This is a genomic window from Alteromonas sp. KS69 (assembly GCF_003989595.1).
Lineage (GTDB): Bacteria > Pseudomonadota > Gammaproteobacteria > Enterobacterales > Alteromonadaceae > Alteromonas > Alteromonas naphthalenivorans.
Genome location: NZ_PYHU01000005.1, coordinates 362,648 through 386,391, shown reverse-complemented (window position 1 = coordinate 386,391; position 23,744 = coordinate 362,648). Strand labels below are relative to the sequence as shown.

Below are 23,744 nucleotides of genomic sequence, written 5' to 3'. Positions count from 1 at the left end.
TTCAAGATGCCTTAGAATTCGTGAGAAAAAAGTGAAATTATCAATAATAACTGCAACCTACAACTGCGATAGCTTTCTTGGAGATTGTTTAGATAGCGTCGCAGCTCAAGACGCCATCGAGAATATTGAACACATTATCGTTGATGGTGGTTCTAGTGATTCTACGCTTTCTGTTGCCGCTCGATATCCTCATGTTAGAAAAATTTACTCTAGTCCAGACAGAGGTATCTATCATGCATTCAATCGCGGTGTTGAAATGGCAGAGGGTGATATTATTTACTTTCTTGGAGCTGACGATACTTTGTACGACACTTCTACATTGTCTAAAGTTTTATCTACCTTCTCTAATGATATGGTTGATTATGTATCGACTCGAGTTCGCTGTTTCGATGAAAAAACAGAGCAAGTTTGGTTCACGCATGCGAGCGAGAGCGAGGGTACCAATGTTTGCCATCAAGGTTTCTTCTGCCGCAAAAGCTTGTTTCAAAAAATCGGTCCTTTCAATGAGTGCTTTAGGCTTTATGCCGATAGTTTTTTTATGAAAACGGCAATACGGCAATTTAATGGAATATGCCTTGATGTCATCTCGGCAAATTTCAGGCAGGGAGGAAGTAGCTCGTTAAGTGCTAATAGATCGACATTGCAATTGGAAGCTAAGGCAGTGTCACTATTATTAGGTGAAAGTGCGCCTAGTACAGAACATCAACTAGATTTAAACGTAATTGACTTAAAAGGGTTATTGGAAAAAATCCTGTGCAAAGAAGATAGCCTTGAGCGATATCACGGTATGTCTGTAGCCATTTTTGGAACTAGACAGCTCTCTGTCATCATAGCGCAAGCATTGCAAAGCGTTGGCGCTAACCTCGAATGTTTCGTCACTTCTGAAGAGCAAAGGTTATTAAATTTAAAGAATATTTCTGTAAAATCATTGTACTCTCTAGAGCGGTTACCAATTGATTTCGTCATAAACTGCATTGAAGGAAAACACGAACATGCCATTGCTGAGGATATTCGGCGTCACGTTAAATGCGCCGAAATTGTAAGCTGGCGAAATTTGTAAACATACATGTAGTTTTAGCGCTATGTTACGAGATGCAGTAGTTATTGAACCGGGAGATAAGATGCTGCAAAAATTTTTAGTATTAGGTGGCGAAGGGTTTGTTGGTCTTCACTTATATAACGAACTTAAATCACGTGGGTTCAATGTAGAGAGAACGGTCCGTAGTGAATTATCGTCCCCTCTATCGGGTGATATTGATGAAAAGCTTCTTGGGAATTGCGAGGAGCCAGACGTTATTTTTCATGTGGCGGGAGGAGCGTCTGTAGTGGCCTCAATCTCTTCGCCATCAGAAGATTTTACTAAAACTTTGCCAAATTTGAATACTCTTCTCAATAAGATGAAAAACGATTGGCGTAAAAGCAAATTGATATATGTATCGAGTGCGGCAGTGTACGGGAGTAATGCAAGTAGTAATACGTCAGTTTCTACTGCTCTAAAGCCTATCTCCCCGTACGGTTTTCACAAGAAATTAGCAGAAGAAATGCTTTCTTTTTATGCCCAGACATACGATTTACAGCTAAAGATTATCAGACCTTTTTCTCTATATGGCCCTGGTTTAAAGAAGCAATTGTTTTGGGATGTACTAAACAAAGCCCGTAGAGGAAATTTTTCTTTTTCTGGCACCGGGAATCAGTTGAGAGACTGGATGTATATCGACGACTTTGTGCGTTTTCTTTTATTTTCTTCTCAAACACAATGGGAACAAAGGCAGCGAATATTCAATGTAGGCACAGGACATCCAATAAGCGTATCTTCTGCAATCACGTCTGTATTGTCAGCAGCTGGGTATGACAATATCCCTAAGTTTATCGCAACAGAAGATAGGAAAGGTGATCCCTGCGATTTAGTTGCAGCTAGAGTTGAATTGAATACCGAATTATTAAATACACTTACCAATTTTGATGAAGGTCTTTTGCGCTACATAACTTGGTTCAACGAGGTGTCAAAATGATAAGGGTCGGGATTCCTGTCGTGATAAAGGGGGATACATGGCTAGGGGGAAGGAATTATTTTTTGAGTTTGTTGGATGTGTTGAATTGTTATGCCCCAGATCACTATCATTTCTTTTGTCTTACAAATAGAAGTGACCTTTTTCCCAATTCTTACTCGAAGAGAGTTGAGGTCATTCAGTGTGACCATTTGACAGCCACCTCCCCAAGAATAAGGAGGCTGAGTAAGTATTTCAAAACAGATATCCGGTTGTCATACTACGCGCGTCAATTGAAGCTTTCAGTGCTAACTCATGCGCCACCTGGCGTTCGATTTACTCCGCCAACACTTTACTGGATGCCTGACTTCCAACACTGTCATTTACCTCACCTCTTTTCTCAGGAGGAATTGAAATCAAGAAATCGTCTTATTTCAATGGCAGCAGAGCGAACGGGACATTTGCTATTAAGCAGCTATGCAGCTGCAGAGGATTTTAGACGTTTTTTCCCCGAATACGAATCAACAGAAACACATGTAGTGCCGTTTTCACCCTATATAACGCCAGAAGATTTTAAACATGTAGAGCGAAGTTTAGCCAATAAGGTTACAGGTAAGTCCGTGGCAAGCTCCGAATATTTCTATTTACCAAATCAATTTTGGACGCATAAAAACCATATTGTAGTGCTAAACGCATTAAAAAACGCTACCACAGACATTAAGGTAATTGCTACTGGGCATACAGAAGATCATCGCAATAGCGAACACTTCAGCAATTTGCTTGAATTCATTGAACAGAATGACCTTCAAAATAAGTTTGTCATTCGAGGGCTCGTCTCTCGAGAAGAGGTTATAGAATTGATGGCTGGCGCAATCGCGGTGATTAACCCTTCATATTTTGAAGGGTGGAGTACAACGGTTGAAGAGGCGAAAGCGTTAGGGAAAAAAATGATACTGTCTGATATACCCGTCCATCGGGAACAATGCCACTCAAGCGCAGTTTATTTTGATCCGGACGATGCAAATGCATTGTCTGCTTTGCTTGAACAAATGTACGCGTCAAAAATAGAGTCTTTAGCCTCAAAATATCGCATAAATAATAAAAATTACGAATTATCGCGCAAACGGTTTGCGAATTCCTACGTTAAAACGTTAGACCGATTATGTGAAGCAATACCTTACAAGGAGTGACTTCTAATGACCAAAGAACAAACAGAAAAAAAAGAACAAGATAAAATAGTTTCTTCACAGGCCAGTGCTATCGGCGGAATGCATAAACGTCTCAATGATCTTTTTGTTTTGCAGGGACGTTCGATTGCTAACCTTAATAAAGAATTGGTTATCGATTCTCTACAAGATGCCGAATTTAAAGTGTTTTCACAATTTGGTGAAGATGGAATTATTCAATATCTGCAGCAGCACGTTATACGAAAAGAAAGCGAAAGAACATTTATCGAGTTTGGTGTTGAAAACTACCTCGAATCTAATACGCGCTTTTTGTTGATGAATAATAATTGGAAAGGCTTGGTCATGGATGGTGATGGGAAGAATATTGAAAGCATTATAAAACAAGACATTTACTGGCGTCATGATTTAACTGCCAAAGCGGCATGGATACATCGGGAAAATATCAACGATTTGATAAAGAGCGAAGGGTTCGAGGGCGAAGTAGGCTTGTTAAGTATCGATGTGGATGGCAATGATTTCTGGATTTGGAAAGCCCTTGAAGTAGTTAACCCCATAATTGTCGTTGTAGAATGGAACAGTTTATTTGGTGCCGAAGCGGCTGTTACTGTGCCATATTCACCTACATTTCAGCGAAGTGAAGCTCATTATTCTAACTTGTATTATGGTGCCTCTATTGCGGCTTTTCACCATCTTGGTGAAGAAAAAGGCTATAAATTGGTAGGTACAAATAGTGCAGGTAATAACTTATTCTTCGTACGAAATGATCGTGTGGGAAATTTAAAGCCTCTCTCCCCAGCTGAATGTTATGTAGAGTCCAAAATTAGAGAATCCCGGGACAAAGAGGGGAAACTGAGTTTTGTATCAGGAACGGATCGCACTAAACTTATAGAAAAGTTACTTGTAGTTGACGTAAGAACGGGGGAAAGTGCCCCTTTAAGTCAGTACTCACAAAGCGAGTAGCTAGCCTAATGGCGTGGAGTAGGTAGATTACTCCAACGCCATCAAAAAATCTATTCGCAAGCACGAAGGAGCTTGGAAAGCTCCTTCGTCGCATCTTCAACAGTGAATGCACTTTGTCGTCCCGTCTTAACACAGTCTATAAAGTGTTCAAGCATAGACAAAAACATGTCATTTCTTTCAAAGTTTTCGTTGGGGAAATCAATTTTCTTTGCGGCATGGTCGATGAAATACAACTCGTTAGCGTGGCAGTCCCAAGAAAACCTACCCTTATTCGTCAATACGGTAAGTGTATGGACTCTAGGTTTTTGAAGGTAATCGATGTGAATATTCGCAGTGATATTTCGCTTAAAGCGAACTTGAATATCGGCAAGATCTTCTACGTTTATACCTAAATAACCGCTTGATTGACTTTGAACCGTTACGTCTTCAATTTCACCTAAAATGAATGCTAAGTAATTAAGAGGGTGTATCTGTGTTCTAACAACACCACCCCCTAGATCTTTTCTTGCACTGTATCCCTGAGTGTAATCTTCCCACGGGTGCCAGTCAGGAAGGTATTCTGACCACTCAGCTCTTGCCCAAATAGCTTCACCATATGACTCATTCTGATTTAACAAATTACGTAGCAACATGATATGGGGGTGAAACCGGAACTGATAAGTTACGAAAGAAATAAGGTTATTTTTTTTAATAAGTTCGTCAAGTTCACCTAAGTTAGCTAGCGTGTGTGAAAGCGGTTTTTCAATATATAGGTGACAGCCTTGTTTTGCAGCCTCTATGGCTGTCTCTACGTGTAATGACGTGGGGTTAGTTATCACGCATACATCAGGTTTCTGGGCTAGCGCAACGCTAAAAGAGTTGAAGACTTTTGACCCATCCATGATTTCCTCTATTTGAGGGTAAGTACTTTTGCCACTGCTGTAAAAGACAATATCGTTGATACCAAGCTTTTTTAAGTTGGTGAAATGGCGAACGCCGATAGAGCCCATACCACAAATTAAAATTTTCATAACATTCTGCTCTGAGCTTCTTTAAAATCAACTTCTGAGTCAATATCTACCATTTCACCGTGCTCTATTATGAGAGGTAAAACTTTATTGCCACTGACTGAGCCTGAAAGAAGCGTACTTGCTTTGACTATTTCAATATCGCCAGTTTGAAATAGTAATGGAGGCAGTTTTTGTCTCGGTAAGTTATAGGGTTCCTTTACAAAAGGTACAAAGCCTTCAATGCTGCCATCCTCTTTTTTACTCCAAATTCTATAAGGGTGCTCTGTAACTGGCGCTACTGAGCGAACGGAGGTTGCAATCGGATCTGCGAGAATTATTTTCACACCCCGCTCAATTAAACCAGGTGGGCGAACAGGCGAGGTAGGTCTTAGCAATATGAGTAAGTCGAAACTTTCTCCATGGTCAAGATAATACTCCAAAGCATGCTTCATAAACTCGTAATCGGGACTGTCATCTCGTGAATATTCAGGTGGCCTTAAAAAAGGAACACTGGCCCCATACTCTACTGCAATCTTGGCGTAATCCTCATTATCTGTTGAAACAATTGTCTTTGAAATCAGAGAACTTTGGTTCGCATATTCAATTGAATAGGCAAGGAGTGGTTTTCCATTAAGGTTTTTAATGTTTTTGTGGGGAAGTGACTTACTTCCTGAGCGAGCTGGGATGACAGCGAGAATTTTAGGCATTACTTTTTCTTAGTAGTAGGTGAACTTCAGATGATTCTTTTTGTTTGTCTATTTCGAGTTGTGCACTGTCCAAGAACGTTAAAAAGCGCTTGCTGAAGTCATCTTTGACATATGAAGAGACCGCATTTTTCTCTAATTTAATATGCAGCTGACGATATAAGTCGACCAAGTCTGTTCCAAACCACCATTGCCCTATAATCTCCAAATTAAATTCGTTGCACATGTAATCTAGCGAATCATTTGTATATAAATGCGTATGTCCTCCATGGAGCTGTCGGTGAAAAACGTTGTCATCAAGCATCTCTAAATACACAGACAAACTGAATGTTGGTACGGAAATAAAAATGTACTCCACACTCGTATTTTCAACAAGGCGCTTCAATGCCAATCGGGGAGATTGTAGGTGCTCTAAGACACCAATCATTGATACTACTTGAGACTTCGTCGTTGCGAGCTTTTCATGTCCATCGTATATTGAGTGGCATGATAGTCTTGGCGTAGAAAAGAGAGTGTTGGCTAAGTCAACTTGGGATTTTGATACATCGGAACCTGTAACATCATTTAACCCCAATTTAAGTAAAGCAGAAACAAAATAACCCGACCCAGCACCATAATCAAAATAAGTATGATCATGAGGATCGATACCAAGAGATTTCAGTGCGGTGAACAAAAACTCTGCTTTGGGTACGTAAATACTTGCAGTTCTATACTCGTACTCACTTTTGTCTTTTGAATTGTAATTTTGCGCATATTCCGAATCATCAACAGCATAGACTGTTTCACAGAATTCGGAAGTATCCTCGTGCGCTCCATTCAAATGAGAACATGTTCGACATATCTTGTAGGGAATAGTATCTTTTGTGAAATCGACTTGGGAGCCTAGTTGAGAGTCGCAATTTTTACACTTATTCCGTTCAGGTTGCGACACATACAAGTGTGCTATTTTTCTCTGCTTTTCCACGTGTGTTTCATTTTCTTCAAAAAACGACTTTTTTTGAAGCAATAGGGCAGAGGCATTCTTTCCAAATTGATTTAACATTGGCAAACTTCTTTTTTTAACTTAGCGATAATTTCGTTCTCGTATGAACTTAGCGATTTTTTTATAGAGCCATACCCATTAGCTATGCCATATATCACTCGAGGGGTTGAAATGTTGTCCACAATAACGTCTCCATCTTCGCCCAAATACCCACCAGAGACAATATTGCAAAGAGGTAACGTTTTTTTTCCGTAGGAAGAGTTCAGTACTTCTCGCATTTTAAGCATTTCATATATAAAGCCTTCTAGAGCCGCTGTAACATCGACCCTATATATTTCTAGCTTATTTTCAATGGCTAATTTAATCGCGTCAGGCGTAATATTATTTTTTCCGAGATCAACGACTAAGGCATCTCTCTTTATCGTCTGGATCACGTCACTGTCAATTATAGGTACGCCATTCGTACATCCGATGACAACATCAGCATTAAATGATGTCGAAAGTAAACTATTGTGAAATGTAATATTAGAAACGGTATTTTCATGTTTTATTAGATTGAGACCATTTGTGATTTGATGACCTACATATGCTTGTTGGCGACAAGTGTGTACGTCAGCTCCACACTCGACAAGCTTGAGAGCCAACTTACTACCAATGTTCCCTACGCCAAGAATAGCAATTTTCTTTCCACTTAAAATGCCCAATCTTTGACTTAGAAATGACCAAGCGCTGTTTACTGTTAAGTCATTAGGTTTAAATTCAAACGTCTCGCTTTTTGATATTTTCTGAAAGCATATTTTTGACAAGTTGCCCGTTTCTACAGGCCCAATCGTATTTCTTTTTAGGTATATACTGTCATTATCAAGTTGTTCTTGCGTATTTATCGAAAGGGGAATTTTCTTTTCTGTATCCACTAATACTATATCGACTGCACCGTCGACAAGCTCAATTATTTGAAGCAGACACTCTTGTTTGAAAATAACACAACCCGCTACCGCGAAGTCTCTCGTCACTCTAAGAGGCGTAAGATATGGATCTTCTTCACCTTTCGAAGTTGTGGCTATGGTAAATATTCGACTGACAGGTTGCGCCGACAAATCTTCGATAAGAGAACTGACTTTTTGTATAAACGAGCTCATGAATGCCTCCTAAGAACTGATAAGATCCCATGTAATAGGTGTATCTACTGGAATGTCACTTTTGGTAACACAACCCACTACTAAGTCTTCATACTTTGCGTACAAGCCATAGGCTGGCCCTTTATAAGTGATGTGCTCTGTTCTTATTGTTGTACCTTTTGGTATATCGACACTTGAATACATGGTTTTTCGAAAGCGAATGAGTGTACTGACCTCATTGGTAGAGGGTTGCTTTATCCCGTCTCCTAAACTTTCTTCAATTTGTCTGATACTAAATATCATATTCTTTAATTCGTTGGGTTCTAGAGAAAGCACATGGTCCGGACCTTCCATTTTTTTATCCATTGTAAAATGCTTTTCTATCACGTCAGCTCCTCGACTGACTGCTGCAAGGCTCACAACATCACCAATGACATGATCTGATAAACCGACAGGCAAAAGGTTGAATGCTTGTTTCATTGTATCAATCGCGCGAATATTCATAGATGCGGGTGGGCAAGGGTAGGAGGAGGTACATTGAAGCAATATAACTTGTCGATTTCCGGTATAGGAAACAATACGAAGGGCATCTTCGACCTCAGAAAGCAATGCCATACCTGTTGATAGGATAATGGGTTTACCTGTCAGCGCCACTTTCTCAATTAGACGTAAATTGACCAAGTCAAAGGAGGCTATTTTATAACAATCTACCCCTAGCTCTTCAAGTTCATCGACGCTTTCAATATCAAAAGGAGCTGAGAATAGGGTGATGCCTTTCGCCTTAGCGTAACTAAATAACTCTTTTGTTTGCGCTACAGATAATTCGTTTTTCTTAAACATCTCATAGTCAGTTTCTTGGGTACTTAACACTTTTTCAACGTAGCGAGATGTTTTTCCTTCAGAAGCAACGCGAAGATGACTTTTGTAGCTTTGTAATTTTACAGCATTTGCACCAGCGCTAACCGCTTCATCAATCAATTTTTTTGCGATGTGCATACTTCCATTATGATTTAAGCCGATTTCTGCTATTACATATGCGGGCTCTCCCTCCCCAACAAAGCTATTTCCTAATAAAAAACGCTTCTCAAAATCAAGTCTCGGCGCGGCTTTGTCTATTTTATTGATTTTAAATGTCGAGCTGGTTAAAATTTCCGCTAAATCAATGGCTTTACTGAACAGAACTTGAAGATCTGAATATGCGTATTCTGCGAGGCTTCCAAGCGTGTATAAATTCTCAATAGCATCTATGCTGGCTTTTGTTTTAGCGAGTTCATTCTCGTAGCCAAGGAAAAACATGGGATAGACTTCAGGAAGTTTGACTATCTTTGCATCTACAATAAGTGAACGATCAGAAATCAAATTAAGTGAAAGAAACTGATGTTTTACTTTTTCTACTAATAACTCTGGCTCCATTATGTCTATCTGATCATTTTTGCTATATGTAATTTCAAAGCAAAGAATTGTTGAGTTTGATTCGGGCCTTTTTACGAAAGAGTTTTGGTCAGAAATTCTGTTGAAATAGATATCTGGATCATCAATGTAAACGAAGTCTACACCATCGGGGAAAACATCAGCCGTTTCAACGGCTAGGTAAATTAAGGTGACGCCTCGGTATTGTAAATTTGTTGTCTGGCCCAAAAATTCACATGCTGTACAATATGAAGTTGTATTGATGACAACATCATTGCTAGCAACGCTAATATTGCTTTTATCTGTAGATATAACACTAATTCTTTGGTTGCTTAATAATACCCGCTCAATCGTCTCATTTAGTCGAATTACACCGCCTAGTTCGAGGACTTTTTCTTTGAGGCTTTCTAAAATAGTGCCGCTGCCTTGATTCCCTACAGCACTCCATTGCCCCTCAAAAAACGGTCCAGCTTTATCTCTAATTTTTATCCGTTTCGGAGCCCAATTCGCATCTAGTTCCTTCACAGACATGCCCCAAAGTTTCTCTGGGTACTTAATGAAAAACATTTCTTGGAGCGTCTCTCCCGCTAGTGCTCTTATATATTCATAATAGTTGTTAGCGCTAGCTACCTTATCGGCATCGACATTTTCTAGTTCGTACTTAATTTTGCTTTGTATCTCATCAGGAAGACTGTCAATGAATTGTCTATTGACAGGGTAGTCAAAAAACGTGTTGTCTTTTAAGTTCTTCGACCAGTGATGTCGCTCGTAAAAAAGCTCAGGAAATTCTTCCTTCCAATAATCTTCGATGTCTTGATCTGGGGTATGATAGATATGAGGGCCTAAATCTATTTGTCGACCATGCCAAGAAAGGCTTTTAGCCAAGCCACCTACCGTCTCTGACTTTTCTATAAGAACTACGGTTTGGCCTTTTTTTAGCAATTCATAGGCGAGACTGAGGCCGGTTACTCCAGCTCCTAAAATATAATGATGATTTACCATGCAGTAAATCCTCCATCTACAACAATATTTTGTCCATTGGTATAGCTATTGTTTTCATCAAGCAAAAAGCGCATGGCAGCATCAAAATCAGCAGGGCGAGCCATCCTTCCAGAGGGCGTTTTGGAATTATAGTTATCAATAAAATCGTCGGTTTGATGGTTGAAAACGCCACCTGGCGATATACAGTTAGTCTGAATATTATACTTCCCGAAATGCGCAGCCATATATTTAGATAGCTGAATAACCCCTGCTTTTGTAACTGAATAAACCTCTGAGTTATTGCGTTTGCTTTGCCCGTAAATTCGTTCATCACTGCTCACAACACCATAGATGGAACCAATATTTACAATTTTTCCAATTTGATTGTTTTTCATGATTTTTACGGCGCCTTGGGCCATGAGAAAAGTCCCGAGTAAATTAACCTCTACAACAGACATAAACTCTTCTGCTGTCCTTTCTTCAAATGGAGTAAACACGGCAGTACCCGCATTGTTAATAAGGCCATAAATATCCTTTAGCTCGCTATAGAAATCATTGACATCTTGGCTATTGGTAATATCAAGCTTAACTAAGTTTAATTCTTTAGTAGCTGTTAAATTATCAATATTCTTGTCAACAGCGATAACCTGAAAGCCTTGTTTTACTAGCATGCTAGCGAAGCTCTGTCCTAGTTGACCATTGGCACCGGTTAATATGACTTTTTTCAATTGAAATTCCTGTTGCTCTATACAAGTATAAACTTGGTAATTATCTTATTTATCCGCTGCAGTGGAAGAAACTTTAGCTGAATGCGAAGAGAGTTAAGATTTGTATGGTGGCATTTTTTTATCAGTGATGTGCAATTAGATTGGACTGTATGCGTCTTCAAGGCGATGGTGTCAAATCATTATATGCCTGATTGTTTTTAATTAAATCAAAGGTATTACAAAAAGTAAAAACGCTTCAATCTGACGACCAAATTTCTATGTCGGGGCGCATTGTATAAATATTTTCACGAATTTCTCTTTGATGAGTAAAAGAAGCGATCAAAATTAAAGAGGCGCCCGTGGTCGAAATGTCTTGAGGGTCACATACTTTAATTCCGTTGAGCTCTTTTAAGCTTTCAAAGTTCTGATCAAATATACAATGCGGCCTATGACCGTTAGCAACTAGCAGGTTAAGTATCAAAGAACCTACTTTCCCGCCTCCGTAAAGTGCAAAGCTTCTACCTCCGACCGTGTTGAAGACTTCAACTAAACTGTCGAGTAAACGCTCTTTCGATTTACATTTAACAATATCATTGTATCTTTTAGCACTGTTAAGTTGAAAAGCCGCATTATTCCACCCAAGTAACTCCGCTATTTCATGTGAAGGTTTTTTGTGAGATTGCCCCAATTCTTTTTGGGCCCACTCAGTATGAAAACTCGCTTCTTTGGGGTGTTGGCAAAATATAAAAGGCATCGCCTCTCTAACCGGCTTCTCTGTTGAACGTTCTACAATATAGTCCCATAGTTCTGGGTTTGCTTGAGCTTGTGGATCATTTTCATAGTTAAACTGGGTAAGGTCACAGAACGTACCATAAAACGAAACCTTAGCGCCGCAATACGCCGCATAGGGAATATGAGATCCGACAATGTTAGATGTAACGTACTCGAAACTTGAAAATAACTTCTGTAGCCTTACCAACGCGTTCGATTGATGTGCGCTGGCACCAATAATCATGGGGTAGTTATATTTCTTTATGAGTTCAGGCCAGACTCCACGTTCATAGCAAGAGTGGTGCACACAAAAAACAACCGCATCAAATTCGTCGCGTATGTTTTCAATCTCTAATATATAGCTTTCTTCGTTACCAACAGCGGGTACATAAGGCAAAGTATGTGGCGGCATGACCAGTAACGTATTCGGAACTCTTAGAGACTCATCGATTGCATCGGCATAAATAAATGGCATACCTACAGCTGTTGAATCAATGTTAAAAGATTTAAGAAAGTCGACATGCTCCTGCTGAGCTAATAAGTACTGTGACTCTTGCTGCCCCCAGACGGTGAGTTGTGAGATGAACTTAGCTCGGTAGTACATCCAACCGTGACGCCATCCACTATCACTGAAAGGAGCATGAGGTAAACCAAGCTGATGAGCAATATTCGTTGAGGCACCATAATAATCAGCTTCCACAAATAGGGGGGGATCGTCATAATATTGGGGCGGAGGTATTTTTGCTAATATCGCCCTTGCGACGTCATTACTCTTCATATGTTTCTAACTATTGTTTGGTTAAATACTAAATTTTCTTGGTGGTAGACTAAAAAGAGTGGAACAAACACTATCAACAGCTAAATGAATCATTTAGCTGGTGGCAATACCAATCCCAAACTTGTTGAAGGCCTTCTTCTAAGCTATGTGAGGCTTGCCATTTTAGCCCGTTAATTTTCTCTACGTTTAGGCGCTTCACGGGTGTTCCTTCAGGTTTAGTCTCGTCAAATTTTAGACTTCCTTTGAAATTCGAGATTCGTTGAATCATTTCAGCTAATGTTCTTATTGAGCAATCAGTACCTGTTCCAACATTGATGTGGGAACAATGAGTATCAAGGCTATCCCAGAACGTGAGTTCATCTTGATTCATCAAATGTTGACATGCCTCAGCCAAATCATCTACGTGAAGAAACTCTCTCCTTACTTTTCCGCTACCCCAAATCTCAACATAGGGAGCATCATCGCGTATTGCTTGGTAAAATTTATGAAACAACGCTGGAATAACGTGACCATTTTGAGGGTGAAAGTTATCGTACGGTCCGTACAAATTTGTAGGCATAACACTACGATAATCTCTACCATATTGCCGCCGGTAGCTTTCACAAAGCTTGATACCTGCAATTTTTGCCACTGCATAAGCTTCATTGGTGGATTCTAATTGCCCTGTTAACAGCGCGTCCTCACGTATAGGCTGGCTTGCAAACTTGGGGTATATACAACTTGAACCAAGGAACAATAGTTTTTGCACATTATTCAGATGAGCAGAATGAATTACGTTTGTCTGAATCATTAAGTTTTGATAAATGAACTCACCTGAAAAGGCATTGTTAGCATGTATGCCTCCAACTCGCGCTGCCGCAAGGTAAACTTCGTCAATTTGATTATTTTCGAAAAATGAAATAACGCTTTCTTGATGAGTGAGATCTAGCTCATCCTTACTTGCAGTAACAATGGTTGCACCATCCATACTATCTAGCTTTCTGCAAAGTGCGCGCCCTACCATACCTCGGTGACCCGCGACGAAGATATTTTTAGAGACCATTTCTATTCTTCTCTCAATGCGTCGAAGTGAAAACCATTCAGCTTTAAGAATGCTTGGCGCTTTGCTTCAGTCAAATCGTGCTGCGTCATTTCTTTGCATAGTGTGTATGCGTCAATTTCTGGTTTCCAACCAAGCTTTGTTCGCGCTTTACTGGCATCACCAAGCAAGGTTTCAACCTCTGCGGGTCTAAAGTACTTAGGGTTAATTCGCATGATGATGTCACCCACTTTCACTGCTGGTGCATCTTCGCCATTAACATTAGTTACTATAGCAATTTCGTCTATACCTTCGCCTCTAAACGCTATTTCAATACCAAGTTCATTGGCGGTCCACTGAATAAAATCACGCACTGTATACTGGTGCCCTGTGGCAATCACAAAATCTTCTGGTTGGGATTGCTGTAACATGAGCCATTGCATATACACGTAGTCTTTAGCATGTCCCCAATCTCGAAGCGCGTCGATATTTCCCATATGAAGACATGACTCTAGACCTTGTGCAATGTTAGCTAAGCCTCTGGTAATTTTTCGGGTAACGAAAGTTTCCCCCCGTCTTGGTGATTCATGATTAAACAAAATTCCGTTGCAGGCATATATACCGTACGATTCTCTATAATTCACTGTTATCCAATAAGCATACAGTTTAGCGACCGCATAGGGAGAGCGTGGATAAAACGGTGTACTTTCTTTTTGAGGTGATTCTTGTACTAACCCGTATAGCTCAGAGGTAGATGCTTGATAAAAGCGCGTCTTTTTTTCTAAGCCCAAAAGCCTTATAGCCTCTAGTATTCTTAAGGCACCCAGAGCATCAACGTCGGCTGTGTATTCTGGTGATTCAAAGCTAACCGCGACATGACTTTGAGCGCCTAGGTTATAAATTTCATCTGGTTGAATTTGTTGAATGAGTCGGACAAGATTGGAGCTATCGCTTAAATCGCCATAATGTAAGATGAAATCTCTATTTTGTTTTTGAGGTCCTTGGTAAATATGGTCTATTCGTTGAGTATTAAAAAGCGATGAACGGCGTTTGATTCCATGTACTTTATAGCCTTTTTCAAGTAACAACTCTGCGAGGTAGGAGCCGTCTTGACCCGTTATGCCTGTGATAAACGCTACCTTTTGCAAGTTCATCCTTTCACCTTATTAAAACTCATCAGTATTTTGCCTTTTTACTTACGTTGAATATTGATTTTACTATCGTTATGAAAAGTTGAAGCTTTACTAGATAATCCAATACATTTTTAACGGCTATAAATGTTGTCTACATACTTAGTAATTGTATCGACGATATAGGTTAAATCATTAAGGGATAATTCAGGAAACAATGGAAGCGTGATAGCTTGCTCATAATAACGTTCTGCATTAGGGAAGTCTCTCTGACTGAAACCTAAGTTCTGGTAGTAAGGCTGCAAATGAATTGGGATATAGTGCACGTGTGCGAAAATTTCTGCTGCCCTGAGTTGAGACACAAGAACCGCTTTTTCTTCATCGTTGAGGCCAAGTATTCTTACTACATAGAGATGGTAGCTACTGTCAACATCGCTGCGCTGCTTTAATGGGACTATATTGTCATGGGCAGAAAAAAGTTCATCGTATTGCTGCGCTAATGCGTTGCGTTTTTCTAGAAAGCTAGGCAGCTTTTTTAATTGACTTAGGCCCAATGCTGCTTCTACATCGGTCATGCGATAATTGAAACCCAAGTCCACTTGTTGATAATACCATGGGCCGTGACTGGGCTCTGTCATCAAAGTCGGATTATTAGTAATACCGTGACTCCGTAACATACGCATTTTCTCAGCGATTTCGGTGTTATTGGTCAGCGCCATTCCGCCTTCCATCGTAGTAATAATCTTTACCGGATGAAAGCTAAACACACAGATGTCAGCATATTTACCGCACCCTACAAAATCACCTTTGTATTTCGCACCAACAGCATGTGAGGCGTCTTCAATAATATGAAACCCATAGGATTCAGATAGCGCATGAATCTGAGCCATGTCGCATGGTTGACCCGCAAAATGCACAGGAATTATGACTTTTGGGACAGTACCATTAATTTTTGCTTTTTCGAGTTTAGTCTCTAAAGCGTCAATACTCATGTTGCCTGATTCAAGGTCAATGTCGACAAAGTCAACGCTGGCGCCGCAATAAAGAGCACAATTAGATGAAGCAACAAAAGAGTTAGGCGATGTCCAAACGCTATCGCCCTCACCAACGCCTAACGCCAAACAGGCAATATGTAAGGCCGACGTAGCACTATTAACCGCTATGCCATAATTTGCGCCACAGTAATTAGCTAACGCCTCTTCAAATCTAGGTATTGTAGGGCCTTGTGTTAGCCAATCAGACTTAAGCGTATCTAAAACTGCGTTGATATCATCGTCATCAAGTTGCTGACGCCCATAAGGTATCAAAGCTTAGCTTCCTCGTTGAATTGGGCGACTTCTTCAATACTAAGGAAGTGACCGTTGGTATCAGAAACGTACTCAAAACCCGACTCCACCGGCCTCCCTTGTTCATCTAGTGCATTGCTGGTGAAGTTGTTACTTCTATGGAAAAATTTAATTGCCGGCGCGATAACATAGTGGTCATTAAACTCGAACGTGTGAAGTGACATATCTCCAGGACACATCATCTCGTGTAGTTTCTCTCCGGGGCGAATACCGACATATTTTATCGGCGTATCTGGTGCCATCGCTTTAGCAAGATCAACAATTCGAATAGATGGAATTTTAGGGACAAAAATCTCTCCTCCTAACATTCGCTCAAAGTTTTTAAGTACAAAATCGACACCTTGCTGTAAGGTTATCCAAAATCGCGTCATATCTTTGTGTGTTACAGGTATGTGGTCGTTACCTTCCGCAATAAGTTTATCAAAAAACGGCACTACAGAGCCTCTCGAGCCTACCACGTTGCCATATCTAACTACTGAAAATCGCGAAGAACCTTCGCCCACAATATTGTTTGCGGCAACAAAAAGTTTGTCTGATGCGAGTTTTGTTGCGCCGTATAAATTAACGGGGTTGGCAGCTTTATCTGTAGACAAGGCGATGACTTTGCCAACGTTGTTATCAATGGCTGCATTTATAACGTTTTCAGCGCCATCGATATTGGTACGGATACACTCGGTGGGATTATATTCAGCCGCAGGCACCTGTTTCATGGCCGCAGCATGAATAACAAAATCTACACCTTGCATTGCACGATTGAGTCGCTCTCTATCACGCACATCGCCAATGAAGTAACGCATACATGGTGCATTAAATTTCTGCTGCATCTCGAACTGTTTTAGCTCGTCTCGAGAATAAATGATTAGACGTTTTGGTTTGTGTTTCGCTAACAAGGTTTCAGTGTATTTATGGCCGAATGAACCCGTTCCACCTGTAATGAGAATCGATTTTCCGTCGAACATGGCTTGCTCGCTGTTTTTATGGTTATAAATACAATATATCACTTGTCGGCACGAATGCCATAAAGCTTTAGGAAGTATAGACTTATACGAGTAATAAACCGTCTAAAGTTCTATATTACGGTCAAAATCGTAGATATTTAAGGCGATAATTAATGTAACGGAGAGTCTATCCGTTAGACCTCTAGCGACCTGAGGTCGGTGATGTGTTTAACCGTGTAATGTGCATCATAAAGGGGTTTAGCTACGGCGCTTCTATGCACTCCAGTAAGCACTCTTACTGTGTGCATCCCAAGTCGATTCAAATTTACGAAGTCTTTTGCGGGATTATCTCCCACGTAAACCATATCATTCCAGTCACAGGCCTCAGCGAGCCTAATTTTCTCAAAGCAGTAAGTTGAAGGCTTAGCGTGCTTTACGCCAAACCGATGAGTAATAAAAATACGCTTAAAAAGGTGACGAATATTCAAGGCTTCGACTTTATTCGCTTGCACCACTTTATTCCCATCTGTAACAAGATAGAGTGGCTTGGGTAGCTCGTGCAACAATTGCAAGTGTTGCTGCGCCATGGATAACACCGGTTTGTGAAGGCGGTAAACTGTTACGCACTCCTTTACGTTCTTTTTAGTCGCAGGAATGTTGTTTTTGGCTAAGTAATCGTTAAATATTCGGCCCCTACCATTCCTATCTAGCAAGTTGATGAGTTGATCGAACCCTGCTATTTTTTCGACTTGCCACTTATATTCGACATAATTTGCCACAGCACGAAGCCCTGATTCCACATATTGGCGTTCGTCGTATAAGGTGTCATCCAGATCAAAAATATAAATCATACAGTTTATTCATAAATAAAAATCCACAGCAACTCTAACTTGCCTGACGCTTTTGGTAGCCATTTTAACCTCAATGTCTGTAATATTTATTCCAGACGATTCGCATAGGCTCCAATACAAGCTATCTACCCCAGCTTGAATTCCTAAGGTAGATGCTCCACCAAATCGAGAGTTACACTCTATGATCCAGGCCGTGTTTTCACTGATTATTGCTTGAAGTACTACCGGGCCTGTCAGCTTTAACGCCTCTAAAATGTCAGTAAATACATCTTCAAATGGGCAATCGGGCAGGGTGTAAGTCACTTGAGATTCACCATTGACCACAATGTCTCTGACGCGACAAACCAATGCTTTTACTTTACTGTCGTGGGTGAGCCACCCATCAATGCTTATTTCCTGGCCATTATAATAAGGCTGGAATATCGGGTTGGTTAGCTCATTTGCGTGGGCTAAGGCATTGTTGGTAGCAAGTTTTATCCCTAAGCTTTGACTGCCTGCACCATATCGTTCTTTAACAACCCATTCTGAGTTGTCGCCTTCTGGTAGTCTATCGTAAGTGGGAATGACTGACGATATAGGCAGTTGGCCAAAAGCCAACTTATCTAAACATACTTCGACAACGCTAGGGTCGGATACCAGAACTGCGATATTCAAGGTTTTGAGTTTGGGCTTCAATCTCGCCCAAAACAATAACTCACCATCGCGAGTAGGTAACACATGGGTAATGTTTAAGCGTACGAGTTCCGAAATAATATGAGAAACGTTGCTTTCAGTAGTACTAGGCATATGCCAAAAAGCATCACTAAAATAACGCGTCAATACTTTTGCGTTTATATCTCCCGCAGTGACTATGCCGTCTGGGACAATTCGTTTGACAGCATTTTGCAAAGCCTTTAACAAAGGGACTTTGTTATTTGCGCTGCTTAATAAAACATTCACTAGCGTCGTTCGCCATTTAGACAAAAAATGCGTTTTTCTACCTTAATACCACCTTTCGGGCTAGGTAAAGACGCGCGTCTATTTTCATACTCAGTAATTTGCGTTGTTTTTTTAGGTGTCTTCCAGTTTCCGTACATAAATGTCAGAAACGACGACGGGTCGTGGGGAACGAAAAACTCTTCATTAAGAAATAGAATAGTATCTAGATTATCAAAATGACGGGCTGGCGCAAAAAATAATCCACCGGATGATATTAGTTCTGAAGATCCGTTAATTGATTCTCGTAATTGAATACTTAAATCGAAGGGGATGAACGCCGTACCCTCACTATTTAAAAACTCTACATTAATACATGATTGTCTTCCGTTTACAGTAATCACAATTACTTGCCATTCAACATCAAATTTAGTGCTCAGTTTTTCAATCATTTCAGGGAGGTGATTGATTAAAACACTAAAGCTAAAGGGGTCAATTGCAAGGTCGATATCATCATCCCAAGAAATCAGGTCGCCGTCTCTCATTGCGCCCAAGAGTGTTCCCGAGTCTAAACACGCTGGGGCTCCTTTTTCTCTACAATATTGATTAATAAACTTCAGCAAATCTTGCGCAAACACTTTCGTTTGTTTGTCTTGGAAGGGAAGTTCGGCCTTTACTGCTTGTTTGTTTGGAATGGTAATAAGAGATGCTGAGAAACCTAAATCGTTGGTGAGCTGTCGGTAAACTTGGTCAACCCATTGGCTTGTAATGATAATGCTCTCAACGTTTTCATTTTGGATTTCTACAGGTGATATGACGGGAATACGCAGTACGGTTTTTCCATGCTTACTTTCATCGTTATCAGCAATGGCAACAATATTCATTTGAGGATGCTGTAAGATGAAGTTCTCACCACCTTTACCTGCACCAAACAAAATAACCTTCATGCTAAAGAAGCTCCCAGCTCATTGGTGTGCCCTTTGCAGCATCTTTGTTAATTTTTTTGCCTAACAATAAAGGTAAGTATTTGGGTGGTAAGCCTAGTCCAGGACGTACAGAGCGTAAATTTTCATCGTTTAGCGTATCACCTGCTTTTAAATCTTCAGCAATGTAAAGAGAGCGTCTATGCACTAACGATGCTTTCTCTCTCTCTGTTGCGCCGTAACTTACCCCCCCTATTGCTACGGCGGCGCGAGCAGTTTCCTCTACCAAAAGCCTTAATTCATGGGGTTCTAAAGAGAACTCAGCATCCACTTCACCTCCAGTTCGGTCTAGAACGAAATGTTTTTCAACCACTGTAGCCCCAAGAGCCACTGCAGCAACCGCTACTCCAACCCCCGGTGTGTGGTCGGAAAGTCCAACCTGGCAATCAAAAAGCTCGCTTAGGTGAGGAATGGTTTTAAGATTTGCATCAACTGGGTTGGCAGGATAGTTACTCGTGCACTTAAGCAGTATGAGATCGCGACATCCATTATTTTTGAGTACATCTACCGATTCAGCAATTTCTGCTTGGCTTGCCATACCCGTTGAGACTATTACGGGCTTACCGGTTTTTGCCACAGCGGCTAAAATAGCATGGTCAGTATTTTCAAATGAGGCTACCTTGTAGCAAGGTGGGTTTAATGTTTCGAGAAAATCCACGGCAGTTAAATCGAAGGGAGTACTAAATGCCATCAACCCTTTTTCTTTGGCATAGTCAAAAAGCTCTTTATGCCATTCCCAGGGTGTCATGGCTTCTTTATAAAGATTATATAGCGAATTTCCTTTCCATAAACTATTAGGATCTTCGATGAAAAACTCACCCTCGTGGCAATCTAGTGTGATGGTGTCTGGAGTGTAGGTTTGAAATTTAATCGCGTGTGCGCCAGCTTCAGCTGCGGCGTCTATTAACTTGTAAGCTTTTTCAAGAGATTGGCCATGGTTACCTGACATTTCCGCAATGACAAAAGGCGCTAGCCCTCGACCAATTTGAAAGTCACCGATAGAGATTGGCTTCATGAATACCTCTTAACTATTTCTAATATTGTGTCCACCACAAAGGATGGAGATTGATTTGGTTCAACGAGTTTAGCAGCATTGGATGCTAAGTAGCGCATTTGGTCAGGTGAGTGCAACGCTTTTTCAATTGCTTTACATATATGATCATCTGCTAATTCATTCTCACCGCCGAGCCATAAACAGCAATCGCTGTCATGTAATGCGCGAGTCGTTTCTATCTGATTGTCTGCAAGGGTTATTATAAGCCCAGCTACACCCGATTTTGCTCGTTCCCAGTGCATACTTCCGCCAGCGCCAAGCATAAAACTGGCCCCCTGCATTAACGAACTCATGTACGTACAATTTTGGTGAAGGTTTACACCAACAAGGCTTTGAATTTTAAGCCGCAGACTGTTGATGTGCTTATATCCCGGACCTACAATGATATCGGCAGTGAAGGGGGATGACTTTAATGTTGTTAAAATATCGACCACTCGCTCGGTCAAATTAATAGGATCACTCCCTCCAAAACAGACTAAAAAATGATTGTTTGCGCGTATTCTATTGTCAATGCAGAAAAATTCGCTTCGTAAGAAAGCATACGTTGGACCAAGTAGGGTATGACAATGAGACGGAATTAATCCGTTATAGCGTGTTTGATAATCGTGATAGAAATTTGTATCAATAAGTACGTCGCAGTTGTGAACGCGATTGGCCAAATCATCTATTACAACAATCGTATTTATTTTTGAGCGCATAATATAGCAAAAGGGGGCTGACAACTGATAATGGTCGACGAATAATAAATCCAGTTGTTCATTGAAGTCTGCTAAACAATCTTTTGCGTGCAGCTTCTGCATGGCTTCTAATTGTTCGTTGTCAGCGTCATCAATAGCACCAAAATCTACATTTTCAATGTTAACCGAAATTAATGTGGCTCCCGCAGCATCTATTTGTGCGGTGACATTTAAGGGAAGTGCGCTGGATAAAATATAAACGTCGTGCTCTTGCTTTAGTTGTTTTACCAAAGCTAAACAGCGCATGATATGGCCGAATCCCATTGTAGTAGACCCGTCCACACGAAATGCTATTTTCACTGGGCATTCTCGTCGTTAATTAGCTTGTAGAGTAATTCTGCTCTCTTCCAATCTTCTGGTGTATCAATATCTTGAACAAGGTGGTCTGGCATTACTACCATTTTTGAATTAGCACCGAAAATATGCTTGTTAGTATTGAGCCATGTCGAATAATGACCCCAGTAGAGCTGGCCGGCATCGTGAAAAGCGGGTGGTAAATCTTGAGATCGTTGAGTAATCCCAAACGAATCATAAGGTTTTACACCACCATTTTCAGTTTGTAATATCGCCCGTTGAATGGGAAACGAAAATCTTGCAGCAGTAAATACATAATCCACTTCTGGCGTATTAATGAGTGTTTTGTAGCTAGAGTTTATTATTGAGGGTGAAAGCAAAGGAGAAGTAGCATAAATGCATGCGCAATTATTAATGGGCCACGTTAAATCCATTAGCATTGAAATCGCATGTCTTACAACGGGGCTTGTGCCAGTATAATCGTCGGCTAGTTCTTTCGGACGTAGAAATGGAACTTCAGCGCCATGCTGCAACGCAACATCGGCGATATTATCATCATCGGTGGAGACCACAACCTTATCAATGAATTGGCTAGTAAGTGCGTTCTCAATAGCGTGAGCGATCATAGGTTTACCGCAAAAATTTTTGATATTCTTACGAGGAATTCGCTTACTGCCGCCTCGAGCCGGAATGACTGCAACATTCATACTTTTTCACCATCTTTTTTAACAAATCTGCGCCCATTTTCTCTTTGAGCGGAACAAACCTGTATTTACATCGGCCGAGTACTGTTTAACTTTACGATTTACACGTTGCAAAAAGTTGAATTTGTTTATACTAACAGACATGTTAACACGTCAGAATTCAAATTAGTGTTGATTGGACCTCCATTTTACGTAATTGGTAATTATAAAAAATAGTGTGTTTGCTGTCCATTTAAGCGTTTGTCGCGAAAAGAATTGACGTTACGATTATCTAATTCCACATACAGGTATGTTTGGTAATACTTTTGAATCGGTTAGATGTTGACCGTTTCTATGCTATTATCTATGCAAGAGATCATTGGAGACGACTTTATGCAAATCGTAGATGGCGGTGTAAGTTCTTTGCTGAACCAAGTACAAGAAAAGCAAAATACGCTTTTGGAAAAACTTGCGTCCGGCAAAGAAATTAATAGCGCTTCAGACGGCGCAGCTGCCCAGCAAATTATCGACCGCCTCACCTCTGAAGTAGAGGGTAATCGCCAAGCGGTGAACAACGTTTATGATGGCATTTCGTTAGCTCAAGTCGCTGAAGGCGGTTTAAGCACCATTAACGATGATGTAAATCGTATACGCGAGCTTACTATTCAGTCTGGTAACGGTGTGTTAAGCGACGGCGACCGTCAAGCACTGCAATCTGAAATATCACAGCTTCAAGAGAACATCAGCTTTACCATTGAACAAACCAATTTTGCTGGTAAACCCTTGTTGTCTGACAATGGCGCGTTGAGTTTTCAAGTTGGGGCGAATGGTGGCAACTCAGTTGATGTTAAAACCCAAGATATTGGTAGCCAACTATCGGACGTACTTTCTATCGATTTAACTTCTGGTAGCAGTATTGATGATGCGTTAAATGCTACCGACGAAGCGATTGAAATTTTGGGTGGCGCACGTGGTGATTTAGGCGCTACGCAAAATAGTTTGGCTAGTACTGCTCGAAATTTAACCCAATCCAATGTGAACACCGCAGAAGCACGTAGTCGAATTCAAGATTTAGATTACGCTCAAGCTAGCTCTCAACAAGCGGCAAATGATGTGCAAGGACAAGCTGCTTTAACGGTTCAAGCCCAAGCGAATCAGCAGCAAGGGCAGGTTTTAGCGTTGCTCAGTTAAACATTAAATTTGAGTGAGTTATTCGAAAG

Annotated in this window: 22 protein-coding genes; 5 read left to right on the top strand and 17 right to left on the bottom strand. The window is 40.6% G+C overall.

The features are described 5' to 3' along the window. Positions 1–31: 31 nt before the first annotated feature. The 4 genes from C7Y69_RS05055 (at position 32) to C7Y69_RS05040 (ending at position 4,135) form a co-directional block, all read left to right on the top strand. Positions 32–1,060: a glycosyltransferase family 2 protein gene (locus C7Y69_RS05055; protein ID WP_126871999.1), complete on the top strand. Its 1,029-nt coding sequence runs from the start codon at positions 32–34 to the stop codon at positions 1,058–1,060. A 22-nt stretch (positions 1,061–1,082) separates the two neighbouring features. Then, positions 1,083–2,012, top strand: a complete 930-nt coding sequence (locus C7Y69_RS05050) for an NAD-dependent epimerase/dehydratase family protein (protein ID WP_126871998.1) — start codon at positions 1,083–1,085, stop codon at positions 2,010–2,012. Between the two features lie 386 nt (positions 2,013–2,398). Further along, entirely contained in the window at positions 2,399–3,178 is a 780-nt protein-coding gene (locus tag C7Y69_RS05045) for a glycosyltransferase (protein WP_185864139.1), read from the top strand. 6 nt (positions 3,179–3,184) lie between these two features. Continuing rightward, positions 3,185–4,135 carry a hypothetical protein gene (locus C7Y69_RS05040; RefSeq protein ID WP_126871996.1) on the top strand — a complete coding sequence of 317 codons (951 nt, stop codon included), beginning with the start codon at positions 3,185–3,187 and terminating at the stop codon, positions 4,133–4,135. 50 nt (positions 4,136–4,185) lie between these two features. Here the strand turns inward: C7Y69_RS05040 and C7Y69_RS05035 are convergent, their stop codons facing one another. From C7Y69_RS05035 to pseF, 17 genes are all read right to left on the bottom strand, one after another. Continuing rightward, a complete protein-coding gene (locus C7Y69_RS05035; RefSeq protein ID WP_126871995.1) occupies positions 4,186–5,145 on the bottom strand; it encodes a Gfo/Idh/MocA family protein in 960 nt (319 codons plus the stop codon). Next, a complete protein-coding gene (locus tag C7Y69_RS05030) occupies positions 5,142–5,831 on the bottom strand; it encodes a cytidylyltransferase domain-containing protein (protein ID WP_126871994.1) in 690 nt (229 codons plus the stop codon). The genes C7Y69_RS05035 and C7Y69_RS05030 overlap by 4 nt, the downstream gene beginning before the upstream one ends. Then, positions 5,824–6,870, bottom strand: coding sequence for a class I SAM-dependent methyltransferase (locus C7Y69_RS05025; protein ID WP_126871993.1), 1,047 nt, complete (start codon positions 6,868–6,870; stop codon positions 5,824–5,826). Before C7Y69_RS05025 ends, C7Y69_RS05030 begins: the two co-directional genes overlap by 8 nt. Further along, positions 6,864–7,949, bottom strand: a complete 1,086-nt coding sequence (locus C7Y69_RS05020) for a hypothetical protein (RefSeq protein WP_126871992.1) — start codon at positions 7,947–7,949, stop codon at positions 6,864–6,866. Before C7Y69_RS05020 ends, C7Y69_RS05025 begins: the two co-directional genes overlap by 7 nt. Positions 7,950–7,958: 9 nt before the next feature. Beyond that, positions 7,959–10,340 (bottom strand): FAD-dependent oxidoreductase, encoded by a 2,382-nt coding sequence (locus C7Y69_RS05015; protein WP_126871991.1) that lies wholly within the window; start codon positions 10,338–10,340, stop codon positions 7,959–7,961. Continuing rightward, complete coding sequence (locus C7Y69_RS05010; RefSeq protein WP_185864138.1) at positions 10,334–11,047, bottom strand: SDR family oxidoreductase; 714 nt, start codon at positions 11,045–11,047, stop codon at positions 10,334–10,336. The genes C7Y69_RS05015 and C7Y69_RS05010 overlap by 7 nt, the downstream gene beginning before the upstream one ends. A gap of 235 nt (positions 11,048–11,282) precedes the next feature. Then, entirely contained in the window at positions 11,283–12,575 is a 1,293-nt protein-coding gene (locus tag C7Y69_RS05005) for a hypothetical protein (protein ID WP_126871989.1), read from the bottom strand. A gap of 73 nt (positions 12,576–12,648) precedes the next feature. Further along, entirely contained in the window at positions 12,649–13,617 is a 969-nt protein-coding gene (locus tag C7Y69_RS05000) for a GDP-L-fucose synthase family protein (protein ID WP_126871988.1), read from the bottom strand. 2 nt (positions 13,618–13,619) lie between these two features. Then, positions 13,620–14,747 carry a GDP-mannose 4,6-dehydratase gene (gmd, locus tag C7Y69_RS04995; protein ID WP_126871987.1) on the bottom strand — a complete coding sequence of 376 codons (1,128 nt, stop codon included), beginning with the start codon at positions 14,745–14,747 and terminating at the stop codon, positions 13,620–13,622. A 110-nt stretch (positions 14,748–14,857) separates the two neighbouring features. Beyond that, positions 14,858–16,030, bottom strand: coding sequence for a UDP-4-amino-4,6-dideoxy-N-acetyl-beta-L-altrosamine transaminase (gene pseC, locus C7Y69_RS04990; protein ID WP_126871986.1), 1,173 nt, complete (start codon positions 16,028–16,030; stop codon positions 14,858–14,860). Beyond that, positions 16,027–17,028 carry a UDP-N-acetylglucosamine 4,6-dehydratase (inverting) gene (gene pseB / locus C7Y69_RS04985; protein ID WP_126871985.1) on the bottom strand — a complete coding sequence of 334 codons (1,002 nt, stop codon included), beginning with the start codon at positions 17,026–17,028 and terminating at the stop codon, positions 16,027–16,029. Before pseB ends, pseC begins: the two co-directional genes overlap by 4 nt. Positions 17,029–17,201: 173 nt before the next feature. After that, positions 17,202–17,858: an HAD family hydrolase gene (locus tag C7Y69_RS04980; RefSeq protein WP_126871984.1), complete on the bottom strand. Its 657-nt coding sequence runs from the start codon at positions 17,856–17,858 to the stop codon at positions 17,202–17,204. Between the two features lie 9 nt (positions 17,859–17,867). Beyond that, complete coding sequence (locus tag C7Y69_RS04975; protein WP_126871983.1) at positions 17,868–18,797, bottom strand: ATP-grasp domain-containing protein; 930 nt, start codon at positions 18,795–18,797, stop codon at positions 17,868–17,870. Then, positions 18,797–19,720 (bottom strand): nucleoside-diphosphate sugar epimerase/dehydratase, encoded by a 924-nt coding sequence (locus C7Y69_RS04970; RefSeq protein WP_126871982.1) that lies wholly within the window; start codon positions 19,718–19,720, stop codon positions 18,797–18,799. The genes C7Y69_RS04975 and C7Y69_RS04970 overlap by 1 nt, the downstream gene beginning before the upstream one ends. A gap of 1 nt (position 19,721) precedes the next feature. Further along, the gene (pseI, locus tag C7Y69_RS04965) at positions 19,722–20,771 is read right to left on the bottom strand and encodes a pseudaminic acid synthase (RefSeq protein WP_126871981.1); all 1,050 of its coding nucleotides are present in this window, start codon (positions 20,769–20,771) and stop codon (positions 19,722–19,724) included. Next, positions 20,768–21,847 carry a UDP-2,4-diacetamido-2,4,6-trideoxy-beta-L-altropyranose hydrolase gene (gene pseG, locus C7Y69_RS04960; protein ID WP_260563422.1) on the bottom strand — a complete coding sequence of 360 codons (1,080 nt, stop codon included), beginning with the start codon at positions 21,845–21,847 and terminating at the stop codon, positions 20,768–20,770. The genes pseI and pseG overlap by 4 nt, the downstream gene beginning before the upstream one ends. Beyond that, positions 21,844–22,548 carry a pseudaminic acid cytidylyltransferase gene (gene pseF / locus C7Y69_RS04955; protein ID WP_126871980.1) on the bottom strand — a complete coding sequence of 235 codons (705 nt, stop codon included), beginning with the start codon at positions 22,546–22,548 and terminating at the stop codon, positions 21,844–21,846. The genes pseG and pseF overlap by 4 nt, the downstream gene beginning before the upstream one ends. 369 nt (positions 22,549–22,917) lie before the next feature. On the opposite strand from pseF, the gene C7Y69_RS04950 reads away from it, so the two are divergent. Beyond that, positions 22,918–23,715, top strand: a complete 798-nt coding sequence (locus C7Y69_RS04950; RefSeq protein WP_126872080.1) for a flagellin — start codon at positions 22,918–22,920, stop codon at positions 23,713–23,715. The last annotated feature ends 29 nt before the right edge of the window (positions 23,716–23,744 follow it).